At 72.6% G+C, this 14719-nt stretch carries 13 protein-coding genes; 6 read left to right on the top strand and 7 right to left on the bottom strand.

Annotated features, from left to right (window positions below):
* Positions 1 to 134: 134 nt before the first annotated feature.
* From AB5J53_RS18730 to AB5J53_RS18710, 5 genes are read right to left on the bottom strand one after another with little or no spacing between them, the layout of a single operon-like run.
* A complete protein-coding gene (locus tag AB5J53_RS18730) occupies positions 135 to 1505 on the bottom strand; it encodes an AAA domain-containing protein (RefSeq protein ID WP_369246808.1) in 1371 nt (456 codons plus the stop codon).
* Positions 1502 to 1834, bottom strand: a complete 333-nt coding sequence (locus AB5J53_RS18725) for a hypothetical protein (RefSeq protein WP_369246807.1) — start codon at positions 1832 to 1834, stop codon at positions 1502 to 1504. Before AB5J53_RS18725 ends, AB5J53_RS18730 begins: the two co-directional genes overlap by 4 nt.
* Positions 1831 to 3435, bottom strand: coding sequence for a hypothetical protein (locus AB5J53_RS18720; protein ID WP_369246806.1), 1605 nt, complete (start codon positions 3433 to 3435; stop codon positions 1831 to 1833). The genes AB5J53_RS18725 and AB5J53_RS18720 overlap by 4 nt, the downstream gene beginning before the upstream one ends.
* The gene (locus tag AB5J53_RS18715; protein WP_369252314.1) at positions 3426 to 4571 is read right to left on the bottom strand and encodes a hypothetical protein; all 1146 of its coding nucleotides are present in this window, start codon (positions 4569 to 4571) and stop codon (positions 3426 to 3428) included. Before AB5J53_RS18715 ends, AB5J53_RS18720 begins: the two co-directional genes overlap by 10 nt.
* A complete protein-coding gene (locus AB5J53_RS18710; protein WP_369246805.1) occupies positions 4522 to 5526 on the bottom strand; it encodes a phosphatase PAP2 family protein in 1005 nt (334 codons plus the stop codon). Before AB5J53_RS18710 ends, AB5J53_RS18715 begins: the two co-directional genes overlap by 50 nt.
* Before the next feature lie 239 nt (positions 5527 to 5765).
* On the opposite strand from AB5J53_RS18710, the gene AB5J53_RS18705 reads away from it, so the two are divergent.
* Positions 5766 to 6362: a histidine phosphatase family protein gene (locus AB5J53_RS18705; RefSeq protein ID WP_369246804.1), complete on the top strand. Its 597-nt coding sequence runs from the start codon at positions 5766 to 5768 to the stop codon at positions 6360 to 6362.
* Between the two features lie 147 nt (positions 6363 to 6509).
* Here AB5J53_RS18705 and AB5J53_RS18700 read toward each other — a convergent pair whose 3' ends face one another.
* A complete protein-coding gene (locus AB5J53_RS18700) occupies positions 6510 to 8096 on the bottom strand; it encodes a hypothetical protein (RefSeq protein ID WP_369246803.1) in 1587 nt (528 codons plus the stop codon).
* Between the two features lie 298 nt (positions 8097 to 8394).
* Between AB5J53_RS18700 and AB5J53_RS18695 the strand changes: the two genes are divergently transcribed.
* Both AB5J53_RS18695 and AB5J53_RS18690 read left to right on the top strand, forming a co-directional pair.
* Positions 8395 to 8832 (top strand): hypothetical protein, encoded by a 438-nt coding sequence (locus AB5J53_RS18695; protein ID WP_369246802.1) that lies wholly within the window; start codon positions 8395 to 8397, stop codon positions 8830 to 8832.
* Positions 8833 to 8896: 64 nt separating this feature from the next.
* Positions 8897 to 9802: a spermidine synthase gene (locus tag AB5J53_RS18690; RefSeq protein ID WP_369246801.1), complete on the top strand. Its 906-nt coding sequence runs from the start codon at positions 8897 to 8899 to the stop codon at positions 9800 to 9802.
* A gap of 67 nt (positions 9803 to 9869) precedes the next feature.
* On the opposite strand, the gene AB5J53_RS18685 is transcribed toward AB5J53_RS18690, so the two are convergent.
* A complete protein-coding gene (locus tag AB5J53_RS18685; protein WP_369246800.1) occupies positions 9870 to 10385 on the bottom strand; it encodes a hypothetical protein in 516 nt (171 codons plus the stop codon).
* 132 nt (positions 10386 to 10517) lie between these two features.
* Between AB5J53_RS18685 and AB5J53_RS18680 the strand changes: the two genes are divergently transcribed.
* From AB5J53_RS18680 to AB5J53_RS18670, 3 genes are all read left to right on the top strand, one after another.
* Complete coding sequence (locus AB5J53_RS18680; RefSeq protein WP_369246799.1) at positions 10518 to 11207, top strand: response regulator transcription factor; 690 nt, start codon at positions 10518 to 10520, stop codon at positions 11205 to 11207.
* Positions 11208 to 11235: 28 nt separating this feature from the next.
* Positions 11236 to 12615, top strand: coding sequence for a sensor histidine kinase (locus AB5J53_RS18675; RefSeq protein WP_369246798.1), 1380 nt, complete (start codon positions 11236 to 11238; stop codon positions 12613 to 12615).
* 606 nt (positions 12616 to 13221) lie between these two features.
* Positions 13222 to 14709, top strand: coding sequence for a cellulose binding domain-containing protein (locus tag AB5J53_RS18670; RefSeq protein WP_369246797.1), 1488 nt, complete (start codon positions 13222 to 13224; stop codon positions 14707 to 14709).
* Positions 14710 to 14719 lie beyond the last annotated feature (10 nt).

The raw sequence follows: 14719 nt of genomic DNA, 5'->3' as shown, positions 1-14719 counted from the left end.
CTCCTCGTACGGTTCAGGGGCCCGCCCCCCTCGTGGGTGGGCCACCCTCTATTGTCCCCCGCCCGCGCAAGTGGGACCGGGGGGCCGGACCGGGCAGGGATCCGCAGGGCCCACCGGGCATGGATCCCCAGGATCTATGGCCGCCAAGCCACCCGATGTTCCCCCAGATGGGACAGCACCGCGTGATTCGCCTCCCACCCATCAGGAAACTTCACCGTGACCCCGAGCTGCACCGGCTCCGTCGACGGATGATCGTCCAGCAGCTCGGTCACCCCCGCCCGGCACACCACGATGCACGCGTGCCGGTGCCGGGAGGCGAGGACGCACAACCGCCCGGTCTCCAGGTGGAACGCGGTCGCGTCCGGTCGCCCCGACAGCGGATGCAGCACGACCGTCACATCGAACTCCCGCCCCTGAAGCCGGTTGGCCGTGTCGACGGTGACGTCCGCCACGCCGAGGTCCGACAGCGCGGCCCGTACGGCCGCGGCCTGGTCCCGGTGTGCCGTACCGACGGCGATCCGGTCGGCCGTCAGCGGCACCGGATCGTCCGCCCGCTCCGACGTGGCCGCGCCACCCCGGTCCAGCAGCCGGCGTACGACCTGGGCCACGGCCCGCACCGCCTCGGGATCCGTACGAGGCGTGTGCCGGGCCGGCAGCTCCAACAGCCCCCAACCGGCCTCCGCCGCCTCGTCGATGACCCGGTCGGGACCCGAACCGTCCGACGGGACGGCGAAGTTCAGCCGCCGGTCGCCGTGTCCCGTCCCGCTGCGGAAGGGCGTGTACGGATAGAACGCGTCCGAGACCAGCGGCGCCGCCGACGCGGGCAGCCGCCACGACACCGGCAGCCGATGCTGCGGCAGCTCCGGATTGTGGGCGAGCAGCGTCGTCACCGCCGACGCCGACGGGTCGTACGACAGCCCGGCCCACTGCTCGGAGCCGACGATCGCGAACGGGTCCAGCTGGCCGGGGTCGCCCACGAACAGTGCCCGCTCGAAGAGCCCGGCCACGGCGAGCAGCGCGTCCGACCGCATCTGGTACGCCTCGTCGACGATCGCGTGCCGCCACGGCTCGACGCCCTTGACGTGAGCCCACTTGGCGGCGGTCGAGATGACGACGTCGAGGCCCGCCAGGTCGGCCGCCTTGGTGGACTTGCGCACGTTCTCCAGGCTGTCGAGCGCTTTGTCGTACGGGTCGGAGTCACTGCTGTGCAGCCGCCCGACGGGCAGCTCGGGATCCTTCTCGGCGAGCCGCAGCACAAGGTCGTCGACCTGGGCGTTGGTCTGCGCGATGACCATCAACGGGCGCCCGGCGGCGGCCAGTTCCAGCGCCGCGCGTACGACGAGCGTCGACTTCCCGGCGCCGGGCGGGGAGTCGACCACGACTCCGCGGTGCGAGCCGTGCAGCGTGTCGCGCAGGATCGCCTCGGTGGCGCGGGTGGCTTCGCCACCGGGGTCGAAAGCGGCGACGGGGTTCACGGGAACGTCCTCTTCGGTCACGTGGCTCATCGGACGTCCTCCTCGGCTGCGGGGCCGCACCGGATGTCCGTCTCAGTCGCGGGGCCCCGCAGGACCTCGGTCCCAGGGCTCCACGGGCCGTCCGCCTCGGTCGCGGGGCTCCGCAGGACCTTGGTCGCAGGGCTCCGCGGGACGTCCGCCTCGGTCGCGGGGCTCCGCAGGACCTTGGTCGCAGGGCTCCGCGGGACGTCCGCCTCGGTCGCGGGGCTCCGCAGGACCTTGGTCGCAGGGCTCCGCGGGACGTCCGCCTCGGTCGCGGGGCTCCGCAGGACCTCGGTCGCAGGGCTCCACGAGATGTCCACCTCAGTCGCCGGGCTCACAGGACGTCCTCCTCGGTCACCGGGTCGGCGTCCGGAGCCGTCGCCTCACCCGGCGGCCCCCCGTGGGTCCACGGTGTCTCCTCCGGGTCGGGCAGTTTCGCGCCGCCGCGCTGCTCGTGCTCGAAGAGCGTGAAGCAGACGAGGTCCCCCTTCTCGGGCACGGACCCGGCCTCGGGCTCCTTGCCGCGGCCCATCTTGTCGACGATCCGCAGCACTACAGCGGCACCCCCGGAATCCTCGGACCCGTCGTATCCCACGAACTCCGCGGCCTGCGGCTTTCCTCCCAACGACCGGTACACCTTGGCCCGTTTCCCCAGATGCGGCCGGTCCTCCGTGCGGACCGTCACCAGTGGGCGCGGGCTGGGCCGCTTGCCCTCGCTGTACGCCATCACGACATCCGTGACCTCGCCCGCGAACGCCTCTCCGGCGAGCCGCCGCCCCGCCATGACGAGCGGGTCGTCGAGGGCCTCCTGGGCTTCCACGCGGGCCTGTTCGCGCTCGCGCGTGGCGAGCTTGTTCGCCGCGGTGACCGCGTCGTCGCGGCGCGGCTGCGGCGGTTCGCCGGCGACGACGCGGTCCCGGTGGCTGGTGAACGACCAGCGGTCGCGGGTCCAGCGGTCGGCGGCGTGCGCGCCCTCGGGGAGCGCGCGCAGCAGGTCGAGTCCGCGCCACACCGCGTCCCAGGTGGGCCGGGTGACACTCTCGACGAGAGCACGGATCTCCCGCTCCGCGGAGGTGAGCGCGCCGAGCCGGTCGTCCGCCTGGATGCCGTCCTCGGCGGCGGCGAGTGCCGTACGCGCGCGGTCGTAGCGCTCGATGGCGGGGGCCAGCAGCGCGTTGTCGAAGGCGGGGTCGGTGGCGGGTCCTGCGGGCGGGCAGACGAGCTGCCCCCGGGAGTCCCGCCGCAGCTCGGCCCGCAGCGCGGCCTCCGCGCCCGACCCGCCTTCCGGCGGGTCGATCCAGGCGAGCAGCGCGCCCAGGTGCTGGTCCTCCAGGCTGCTCTGCCCGGTGGCCCAGTGCCGGGACAGTACGTCGGTGAGGGCGAGGAGGAGGGAGGAGCCGGGCACCCGGGCCCGCTCCCCGTAGTGCGTCAGCCACCGCCCGAGCAACGGCACCCGGGGCGGCGCCGGATGGGGCGTCTCGGGTTCCTGCTCGGCGGTGCGCCTGAAGCGCATGGAGCGCCCGAGCAGCCGTACGAACTCGATGCCCGCCCGGCTCGGCACGATCAACTGCGGGGCGTCGGCGCACAGTTCGACCTCGACCTTGACCCGCTTCCCGGTCTCCGGATCGGTCTCGTTGCGCTCGGCCGCCTCGACCACGTCCGCGTACGTGTCGATGTACGGCAGTACGACGTCCGCCAGCTCCGCGAGAAACGCGAACCGCAGATCCCGGTCGCGGGGCTGTGGCACGACGAGCAGCCGGGGCATGTCCCGCTCCGTCCCGACGAGCGCTCCCAGCGGGGCCCCGGCCTCACCGGCGGTGATCAGCGGCACGAACACCAGCGGCCGCTCGGTGAGATGGCGGTGCCGCACGGTGGCGGCGGCCTGGGCCCGCCCGCTCTCGACGGCCTCCAGCCGGGCGAGGGTGGCGATCAGCGACATACGACCCCCTCCTGCACTGCCGACGCCTGGGCTCCCAGCGCCTCGGCCCGCAGCCTCGCCGCTCTCCTCAATGCCGCGACCGCCGGGTCGTCCGGATCCCCGGCCTCACCGTGAGCCGCCGCCAGCACGTCCCCCACCGTCGTCAGCCCGCCCAGCTCCGCGCGCAGTGAGCGCCCCAGGGACGTCACCGCGCCCTCGGTGCGGGAGCGGTCCCGGCAGTGGAAGGCCAGTTCGCAGGCGGAGAGGCACTCGGGGGCGTAGGTCGCCGGGACGGATTCGACGGCGGTCGTCAGGTCGGCGGTGGGCAGGTCGGGGGAGAAGCAGGTGCCCTCGGGGAGGGCAGCGGCGATGTCCTCGACGCGGGTGAGACGCGCGAGCTGGCGGCGGGTGACCGCGCGCTGCTTGCGGATGTCGACGGCGGACGCGGTCGGCAGGTTGGAGAAGTCCTTGGGGCAGACCAGCAGGACCCGGTGGCGGACCTCGGGGACGGGGTCGAGGCGCGCGGCGACCTCCTCCAGGGCGAGGACGTACACCGCGGACTGGCGTGCGGCCGCGCCCACCTTCGCCGGGTCCGCCGAACCGTCAAGCATCGGGAAGGACTTGATCTCGACGACCGTCCAGCCGCCGTCGGGGTGCACGACCACCGCGTCCGGCTCCAGGAAGGCGGGAGAGCCCGCGACGTCGAGCGCGAGCATCGGGTGGTCGAGCAGCGTCCAGACGCCGGCCGCGGTGGCCTCGCGCAGCGCCAGCGCCGTACGCGCCGCGCGTCCTTCGGGGCCGACGGCGCTCAGGTCGGGGACGACACCGGCCGTGGGCGGCTCGGCGCCGGGGTCCAGCTTCTCGTGCACGAGCCGCAGCAGCTCCGCGCCGCCGTCGGCCTTGACCCGTGCCTCGAACGCGTTGCCCCGCATGAAGGCGAACTGGGACTGCCCGAAGGCGGACGGCGAGCCCAGCGCGCCCGCCAGCTTCGCCTTGTCGACGCCCGCACCGTCCAGGAGCGCGCGTCGATCGCACCCGGGGTTCGCGGCGAGCGCCGCGAGGGCGCGCGCGTCGAGGGCCTTGGGCGGTACCGCCGGGCCGCGCAGCTCAGCGAGCCGCTGCCGGAGCGCCGTCCCCCGCATCCGTGGGAGAGGCACCCGGCTCGGCTGCTCCTGGCCCGGTTCGGGACTCGCGCTGTCGGGGAATTCGCTCACCCGTCGAAGTCTGGCACCCCGCACTGACAATTGAGGAACCCGCGCCCCGCGAGGCACCCGCGACCCTCGGGAAACGGGCGCCCAGCAGTGTCCTCAGCCGGTCCGCGAGCCGCATGACGAACGGGGTCAGCAGCAGCCCGACCCCCATCACACAGGCCCCCGCGGCGGCGTCGAGGAAGTAGTGGTTCGCCGTGCCCATCACGACGATCGTGGTGAGCAGCGGATACGCGACACCCGCGACCTTGGCGGCAGGCGTGCGGCCGTACCGCCACAGCATCACTCCGCACCACAGCGCCCAGCCCACATGCAGGCTCGGCATCGCCGCGTACTGGTTCGTCATGCCGCCCAGACCTCGCGGCGCGCTCGCCTCGCCGCCCCACCAGCCGTACGAGCTGTACTGCGCCATCGTGTCGACGAAGCCGTGGCCGGGGGAGAGCAGCCGGGGCGGGCAGGTCGGCAGCAGCGTGAAGCCGATCAGGCCGATGAACGTGGACGTCATCAGCCAGGTCCGCGCCGCGCGGTAGCGCACGGTCCGGGAGCGGAAGAGCCAGATCAGGATCGCGGGCGTCACCAAGTAGTGCAGCGACGCGTACCAGAAGTCGGCGGGCACGCCCAGCCAGGCCTCGCGGGTGAACAGCCGGTTCAGCGGGTGCTCGGCGTTGAGGCGGAAGAACTTCTCGATGCGCAGGATCTCCAGGCCGTGGTGGACGGCGCTGGAGGTGTCGCCCCGGGCGAGCAGCCGGCCCGCCGAGTACGACGCGTACACCAACACGATCAGCGGCAACTCGGTCCACCAGCGGAGCCGGGCGTGCGGAGCCGCGGAATTGCGCAGGTCCGTCCACCGGCGAAGCCGGGCGCGAGGTGCCGCCTCGGTGCGCGGTGCATCGGTCTGCGGCATCCGATCGCCCTCCCCCATCTGCTTGCGGTGACCCGCCGGTCTGCTCAGTCTGCTGACGACGATCCGTGGCCACATCGGATTTTACGGTGTATGTGAACGCCCTGAAGGGGCGCCCCCGGTCCTCAAAGACGCGGAGATCGCCCGACGGGTTGCCCGATGCGCCCGTGAGCGATGATGGAGTGACCCACTTCGCACTCGCGCCTGTGGTCCCGTCTCCCGCTCCGGAAAGGCACTTCTTCATGGCACCGCGCATCCTGCTGGCCCGGCACGGACAGACGCAATGGTCGCTGTCCGGCAAGCACACCGGCAGGACCGACGTCCCGCTCCTGGAGGAGGGCCGACGCGGCGCCAAGCTGCTGGGAGAGCGGTTGCACCGGGCACCCTTCGACGGCCTCTCCGGGGTCGAGGTGCGCACCAGTCCGCTGGCACGCGCGCGTGAGACGTGCGAACTCGCCGGGTTCGGGGAGCGTGCGACGACCTGGGACACGCTCATGGAGTGGGACTACGGCGCGTACGAGGGCATGACACCGGCCGAGATCCAGGGGGTGCGCCCGGGCTGGTTCATCTGGCGCGACGGCGTCCCCGAGGGGGAGACCCTGGAGCAGGTCTCCGCGCGCGCGGACGCCGTCGTCGCCTGGGCCCGGGCCGAGGACCGTGACGTCCTGGTCTTCGCCCACGGGCACATCCTGCGCTCCATAGGCGCTCGCTGGCTGGGCCTTCCCCTCGACTTCGCGGCCCGGATCCGGCTCAATCCGACCTCGCTGTCGGTGCTGGGGTGGGCCTACGGGGAGCCCGCGATCGAGACGTGGAACGACTGCGGTCATCTGGCGGGGTAGCAGCTGAGGCAGCGGCGGGCATGCGTGCCGCCAGGGCGGCACCCGTCCCGAAGAAGGCGGCACCCCATGAGCGCCGGGCTGCGCGACCCGCCCCCGCCCAGCACCCACGCCGGGCACGGCGGAAGCAAAGTCCCGCCCCGACGGCCCTTACGCCGTGCGCGGCAAGGACGCGTGGCGTTCCAGGAACGTCGAGACGCCCGAGGCCCTGCGGTGTGGGAGCAGTACGCGGGCCGTTCCCGCCAGCATGGTCTGGATGCGGGAGGACTGGACCTCGCCGAGGAGGTCCAGGACGCGCAGGCCGGCGAGGGCGGCCTCGTCGGGGCGGCCGCCGCGGGCGAGGTCGTCGGCGAGTTCGGCGGTGTAGAGGGCGATGTTGCGGGTGAAGTGCGGGTCCTGGAGCTCGGCGGCACGGCGCGCGTGGCGGGCCGCCCGGGGCCAGTCGCCCAGCATCGACCAGCACTGCGCCTCCAGACCCTCCAGTTCGGCCTCTCCGTAGAAGGTCATCCACTCGGGATCCATCTCCGAAGGGCCCCGTTCGTAGAGTGCCTGCGCGCGCGCCAGCGCCTGTTCGCACCCGGTGCGGTCGGCGAGCCCGGCCCAGCCGCCCGCCTCGCGCAGCGCGAGCAGGGAGAGCAGACGCGGCGAGCCGAGGGGGCGCGCGGCGCGCTGTGCCGCCTGTGCCGCGCGCACGGCCTCGCGCGGGCGCCCCGCGTCGCGCGCCAGGAACGCCGTGTTGCAGAAGGCGTGCGCCTCCAGGCCCGGGTCGCCCGACATCCGGGCGGTCGCGAGGGCCTCCGCGTAGTGCGAGCGCGCGTCGTCGAAGCGCCCGGAGTCGTGCGCCAACCAGCCCACCGAGATGGCCAGTTCGCCCGCCCCGGCGTACAGCCGGTCGGTGGTCGACTGCCGGGTGGTGCCCGCGTCGAGCAGCGCGTACGCCGTCCGCAGCGGTGCCGCCGCGCGCCGGTAGAGGCCATCGGCCCCGTGCCGGTCGTCGAGCAGCCGGATCTTTCGTACGGCCTCCTCGAGGGCGCCCGCCTCGGACGTACCCGCCCGGTGGACGCGCCGTTCCGCGGCCGCGGCGGTGGAGCCCAACGCGACCGCGAAGGGCCCCAGTGAGGCCGCCGCCACGGTGGCGGTGCCTCCGGTCATGAATGCGCGACGTTGCACGTCGCTCTCCTCGTGGTTCTGATCGTGGTCCTCGTACGGGTCGTACGCGTCGTACGTGTCATGCGGGTCGTACGGGATCTGGGTGTGGTGCGGGTCGTGCGGGAAGTGGATGTGGTGCGGGTCGTGCGGAATCTGGATGTGGTGCAGGTCGTGCGGGATCTGGATGTGCTGCGGGTCCGGCGTTTCATACGTCGCGTACGCCCCCTCCGTCTCATGCGAGGCGTGCGAGAGGCTCGTGGTGTGCGGAGGGGGCGCCTCGTCCATGTCGCGCGCCCCGCGCCCGCGTACCGACGAGCGGGGCGCGAAACCCAGATCGGTCAGCGTGCGGCCGGGGAACATGTGCAGGAACACCCGCTCGTACGCGTAGTTGGGACAGCGGATCTCGCCCGCTTCGACGCGCCCGATGTAGCGCGCGTCGCAGCTGACCCGCTCGCCGATCTCGCGCGCGGCCCGCCGCACCGCCGCGGCGAACTCGCCCGGCGAGCGCAGTCCGCGCAGCCGCCGGAAGGCGAGATTCGGCCGCGGTGGCCGGGGGGACTGGGACGAGGTCACCGTTGACGACGCCATGGCCGGGCCCTCTCTTGCGAACCGTCGAACCATGCCGGATTCAAGGCGAGTTACCCGGGTTGTGCCCAGTGGGTGCCCTGCTTCCGGCGGGGCAAGAACGTACCTGCTGTGACGACGTCGCCACGTTGGGTTTGGCTACAAACCGGATATCTCATCCACGATCTGCCATGAACTGCCATCCTTTGCGGCGGTGTTCCGCCGTAGCCGTTGACGACCTGGCGCGTTGAACCCTGCGGACCGGGAGCCGCCCGAACTCCCGACCCACTCGTCACGAGGAGGGGTTCCGTTGGAGGCCGGGATGGAGACCAGGCAGAGCACCGAGTTCCGTACATCGCTGTCGACCGCGCAGCACAGGCCGTCCCCGGAGTGCAGCGCCCCGCCACAGCCGGTCGCCGAGTGCGACCTGGTGACCGTTCCCGCGCGACAGGGCCTGGAGGCGGTCGACATCCTCCGCCGCGGCTCCTGCGACGCCGTCGGACCCGTGCTCCACGACGACGGTTGCGACACCCTCGGCTTCCTGGTGCCGCCCGGCACCGCCGACGCCTGGGACGTGCCGGGCAGTACCTGTACGCAGACCAACGGCCGCGGCCTCAGCCTGGCCCCGGAACCTCCGGTCGAGGGCTCGGACTGGCTGCTGCCGCCCGGCGAGGCGGACCTCGCGACCGACCCGGCCGTACTGCGGGCCGCGCTGGGGGAGGCGGCCCGGCTCATCGAGGCGGCGGACAACTGCCAGTGAGCCGCCGAAGGGCTCAGGAAGCCGCCGCTGAGCCGACCCGCCCGTACGCCCCGATAATGGCGGGATGGCAAGGGCGAGGAACAAGCGGTCGGACGACGGGCGCGAGGCGGGGCGGAGCGCGCGCCGCGGGCAGGCGTCCGCCGAAGCCGTCGTCGAGCCGGTCGACGGCGGGCTCGCCCAGCTGATCCCCGACCGGGACCGGGCGCGCGCCTGGACCCTGCTGATCGACGGTGCCCCGCAGTCGCACGTCGACCTCGACGACCCCGCCTACCTGAGCTTCGAGTACCAGCGCCGCCTCGGCCATGTCATCGACCTCGTCGCCCCGCCCGGCAAGCCCGTGCACGCCGTGCACCTCGGCGGCGGCGCCCTCACCCTCGCCCGCTACACCGCCGCCACGCGCCCCCGCTCCACCCAGCAGGTCGTCGAACGCGACGCGGCCCTCGTCCAACTGGTCCGCCGCGAGCTGCCGTTGGACCCGAACGCCCGCATCCGGGTGCGCTCCCTGGACGCCCGCGAAGGGCTCGCGAAGGTGCCTGGCGGCTGGGCGGACCTGGTGATCGCGGATGTGTTCAGCGGGGCGCGGACGCCGGCGCATCTGACGTCCGTCGAATTCGTCATGGAGGTACGCAGGGTGGTGAAGGCCGGCGGTGTCTACGCCGCGAACCTCGCGGACGGGCCCCCGCTCGCCCACCTGCGCGGCCAGATCGCCACGGTGGCGGTCGCGTTCCCCGAACTCGCCCTGGTCGCCGACCCGACGGTGCTGCGCGGCAAGCGCTTCGGAAACGCGGTCCTCGTGGCCTCCGGCCATCCGCTGCCGATCGCCGAACTCACCCGCCGCGCGGCCTCCGACCCGCACCCTGGACGGGTCGAACACGGCAAGCAGCTCACCGACTTCACCGGAGGCGCGACCCCGGTCACGGACGCGGCGGCGGTGGCGTCACCGGCGCCGCCCCCGTCGGTCTTCCGCTGACCGGCAGGCCCGGACCGACCGGCAGGCCCGGCCAGTACGTCCGGTAGGCCCAGTAGGCCCAATGGGTCTAGTACGTCCCGATCTCCACGTGCGGCGGTCCGTCGTGCCAGGTGCAGAACACCGACACCCGGTCCGCGCCCGAGGCGAACTCCACGCGGATCCAGGTCTCCGTCTTCCACACCTGCATCGACCAGCCGGCGCCCGGCGTCGCGGACACCAGCGTCGCGGACGTCTTGCCGAGGTCGAAGACGGCACGGCCGCCGTCGGTGTCGTAACTCTTGATCTGCCCGGACGAGGTCGGGGAGGGGGAGAGGCTCGGGGGCGTCGACCTGGAGGGCGTCGGGCTCGGCTTCCGGCTCGTGGGCGGCTTGCTCGACGGGCTCTTGGACGGCTCGGCCCGCCGCGTCGAGGAGGCGAGCGGCTTCGACTCCTGCGTCGTCGCGTCGCCCGCCGTGATGGGCAGGGCGCGCGGCGGGTCGTACGCCGTCCCCGCCATCACCGTGTGGACACCCCACCACGACAGCGTGACCGCCGCGCCCGTGGCGAGCGACCAAGCGAGTACGTGTACGAGTGCTCTGCGCATCGCGGCCATACTGCACCACGAGCCCCACGGGTGTCTCATGGGTGCGTCACAGCCCAGGTTGTCCACATGGTGGCGAACCGAGTTGTCCACAGGGCCCGGAGCGCCTCGCCCGCATGGCGTACGGTGCCGCCCATGGCAAGTGTGCTCGTGGTCGAGGACGACCAGTTCGTACGCTCGGCCCTCATCCGGCATCTGACCGATGCCGCGCACACCGTGCGCAGTGTCGGCACCGCCCTTGAGGCGCTGCGCGAGGTCGCCCATTTCCGTTTCGACGTCGTCATCCTCGACCTCGGTCTGCCCGATCTGGACGGGTCCGAGGCGCTGAAGATGCTGCGCGGAATCACCGATGTCCCTGTGATCATCGCCACCGCGCGGGACGACGAGACGGAGATCGTCCGCCTGCTGAACGACGGCGCGGACGACTACCTCACCAAGCCCTTCTCGGTCGAGCACCTGTCGGCGCGGATGGCGGCGGTGCTGCGCCGCTCGCGCACGAGCGCCGGGGACGCGCCGCCGTCGACGGTCATCCGGGTCGGCGGGCTCGCCATCGACCCGCTGCGGCGCCAGGCGGAGCTGGACGGCGTACGGCTGGATCTCACGCGACGCGAGTTCGACCTGCTCGCCTTCCTGGCCGGGCGGCCCGGCGTCGTCGTAGCGCGCAAGGAGCTGCTCGCCGAGGTGTGGCAGCAGGCATACGGGGACGATCAGACCATCGACGTCCATCTGTCGTGGCTGCGGCGGAAATTGGGCGAAACGGCGGCGCGACCGCGTTATCTGCACACCCTGCGGGGGGTCGGCGTAAAGCTGGAGCCGCCGCTATGAGGTGGGCGCCGGGCGAGGGGTGGGCGTCATGAGGTGGGCGCTGGTCAAGGTGTGCGTGGCGGTGACCACGATGGTCGTGGTCGCCTTCGCGGTCCCGCTGGGTCTCGTGATCAAGGAGATGGCGCGGGACCGGGCGTTCTCGAACGCCGAGCGGGAGGCGGCGGCCATCGCGCCCGCGCTTTCCATCACCACCGACAGGGACCAATTGGAGCGGGTCGTCGCCTCCGCGGGTTCCGACTCGGGGATGGCCGTGCACATACCCGCCGCCGACGGCGCCGCCGCGGTCGAGATCGGCAAGCAGCGCGCCGTCGGCAAGGACATCACCACGACCCGGAAGCTGGGCCGCGCCTCCACCACGGAGGTCCCCGGCGGCTCCACGCTGCTCCAGCCCGTCGCGCTGAGCTCCGGCGAGATCGCGGTCGTCGAGGTGTACGTCCCCGAGTCAGAGGTAAGCAACGGCGTCGGCACGGCCTGGGCGGTGCTCGCCGCGGTCGGCGTCGCGCTCATCATCGGCTCGGTCGCGGTCGCCGACCGGCTGGGCGTACGGATGGTGCAGCCCGCGCAGCGCCTGGTCGAGAGCGCGCACGAGCTGGGGGAGGGGAAGCTGGGGGCGCGGGTGCCCGAGGAGGGGCCCACGGAACTGCGGCTGGCGGCGGTCGCGTTCAACTCGATGGCCGATCAGGTCGTACAACTGCTCGCGAATGAGCGGGAGTTGGCGGCGGACCTCTCCCATCGTCTGCGTACTCCGCTGACGGTGCTGCGGCTCAACACGGCCTCGCTCGGCGATGGACCCGCCGCCGAGCAGACCCGGGCCGCCGTCGCGCAGCTGGAGCGCGAGGTCGACACCATCATCCGGACCGCCCGGGAGGCCAAGCCGCAGACCGCGGCGATAGGCGTCGGCGCCGGGTGCGACGCGTCCGAAGTCGTGCGCGAGCGGATGGACTTCTGGTCGGCGCTCGCGGAGGACGAGGGCCGCAAGGTGCGGGTGGCCGGGATCGACCGGCCGGTCCGCATACCCGTCGCCCGCGCCGACCTGGTCGCCTCGCTCGACGCGCTCCTCGGCAATGTCTTCCGGCACACCCCGGAGGGCACGGCCTTCGCGGTCGATGTGCACAACGGCGAGGACGCCGTGATCGTGCTGGTGTCGGACGCGGGCCCAGGGATCGTGGACCCCGAGGCGGCCATGGCGCGCGGCCGCGGTTCCGGGAGCGACGGGTCGACGGGGCTCGGCCTCGACATCGTGCGGCGGCTCGCGGAGTCGACGGGCGGGGACGTACGCATCGGTTCGTCCGTGCTGGGCGGGACCGAGGTGCGGATCTGGATCCAACTGGACGGGCGGGGGGCGCCTCTCCGGCGGGGGCACCGTGGGACCGTACGCCGGCGACGCCGCGGGGCGGGCGTGCGCTGACGTTTCGCTGCGCGGGCCTCGGCTGACGTGTGCGGTTCGCTGCGCGGGCTTTGGCTGGCGTGTGCGGTTCGCTGCGCGGGCCTCGGCTGACGTGTGCGGTTCGCTGCGCGGGCTTTGGCTGACGTGTGCCGTTCGCCGCCTGGGCTTCGGCTCGTGTCCGGGCTTCGGTGGCGCCGGGCTTCGCTGGTGTCTGCGCTTCGGTGGCGCCAGGCGTCGCTGGTGTCTGCGCTTTGGCCCGCCGGGCCTTGCTGGTGTCCGCCTTCGCCGCGCGGGCGTTCTTCTGTGCCGCTCCGCGGCGGTTCTCTGTGCCGCTCCGCGGCGGGTTTCCCGCCCGCCCGCGCTTTTTGCCTGATCCGCAGGACCGGACTCCCGCCGCTCCGCGGCGACTTCGGGCATTCCGCCGCGTCCCCCATCGGTCGTCCCATCGGTCGCCCCAATTGGTCTCTACCTTTAACCGCCCCCGATGGCTTCCTTAAGCGCACCCTAAGATCCTCAACCGACGTCCGGATGAAGCGGTTTGCCCGATTCCGGATCGCTAGCGTGCTGCCGCACCCACCCCTGGGAATCCCCTGTGAACCCCCGTGAAACCGCGAAGGCAGGCACGCGATGAGCAGCACGCACCGGCGCAAGGTCAGTGGCAGGAACAAGGCGATAGGCGGCATCGTCGCCGCGGCCGTGGTCGGCGGTGGCGCCATCCTGTTCACCGGGACCGCGCAGGCGGCCGGCGTCGGCGCCGCGTACACCAAGACCAGTGACTGGTCGACGGGTTACACCGCGCAGTACGTCATCACGAACGACAGCAGCCAGGTGAAGGGGGACTGGACGCTGGAGTTCGACCTGCCGTCCGGCGCCAAGCTCAGCTCGCTGTGGAACGGCGAGTCGAGCGTGAGCGGGCAGCACGTCACCGTGAAGCCGCCGTCCTGGGACAAGGACGGCCTGAAGGCCGGCGAGTCCGTCACCGTCGGCTTCGTCGTGAACGGCACCGCGGACCCGACGGGCTGTCTCATCGACAGCGCCAAGTGCTCGGTGGACGACGGCGCGACGCCCGAGCCGAGTGGCCGCCCCACGGAGTCGGCGACCCCGACGCCGACGTCGACCGCGAAGCCCACCCCGACCGCCACGGCCACCACCTCGCAGAGCGCGACCCCGACCGCGACGCCGACTCCTTCCGCCTCGGAGACCTCCGGAAGCGGCAGCACCACCACCGCGGGCTTCGCGCCCTACGTCGACACCTCCCTCTATCCGGCCTTCGACCTGGTCGCGAGCGCCACGGCCACCGGCGTGAAGGACTACAACCTGGCCTTCATCACCGACGGCGGCGGCTGCACCCCCAAGTGGGGCGGTGTGTCCGACCTCGCCAGTGACGGGGTGGCGTCGCAGATCGGCGCGCTGCGTGCCAAGGGCGGCGACGTCCGGGTCTCCTTCGGCGGGGCCTCCGGTTCGGAGCTGGCGACGACCTGCTCCTCGGCGGACGCGCTGGCGACGGCGTACGGGAAGGTCGTGGACGCGTACAACCTCACGAAGGTCGACTTCGACGTCGAGGGCGGCGCGCTGCCGAACACGACCGCGAACACGAACCGAGCGAAGGCCATCGCGAAGCTCCAGCAGCAGCACCCGAACCTGGACGTGTCCTTCACCCTCCCGGTCATGCCCGAGGGACTCACCCAGGACGGCGTGAACCTCCTGTCCAACGCCAAGTCGAACGGCGTGAAGATCAACACCGTCAACGTCATGGCGATGGACTACGGCGCCTCGTACAGCGGTGACATGGGCACCTACGCAGAGCAGGCCGCCACGGCCACGCAGGCGCAGGTCAAAAGCGTCCTCGGGCTGTCGGACAGTGCGGCGTGGAAGGCCGTCGCCATCACCCCGATGATCGGCGTGAACGACGTTGCGTCCGAGATCTTCAAGGTCGACGACGCCTCGCAGCTGGTGACCTTCGCCAAGTCCAAGGGCCTCGGCTGGCTGTCGATGTGGTCCGGGACCCGCGACAAGCAGTGCCCGGGCGGCGCGAAGAACTCCGCCGACGCGACCTGCTCGTCGATCGTCCAGGACGCGGGCGCCTTCTCGAAGGCCTTCGGCGCCTACAAGTAGCCATCACCGA

The sequence above is a fragment of the Streptomyces sp. R41 genome, from assembly GCF_041053055.1.
Lineage (GTDB): Bacteria > Actinomycetota > Actinomycetes > Streptomycetales > Streptomycetaceae > Streptomyces.
Note: the sequence above shows the minus strand (reverse complement) of the source record. Positions and strands in the feature narration are given on the sequence as shown.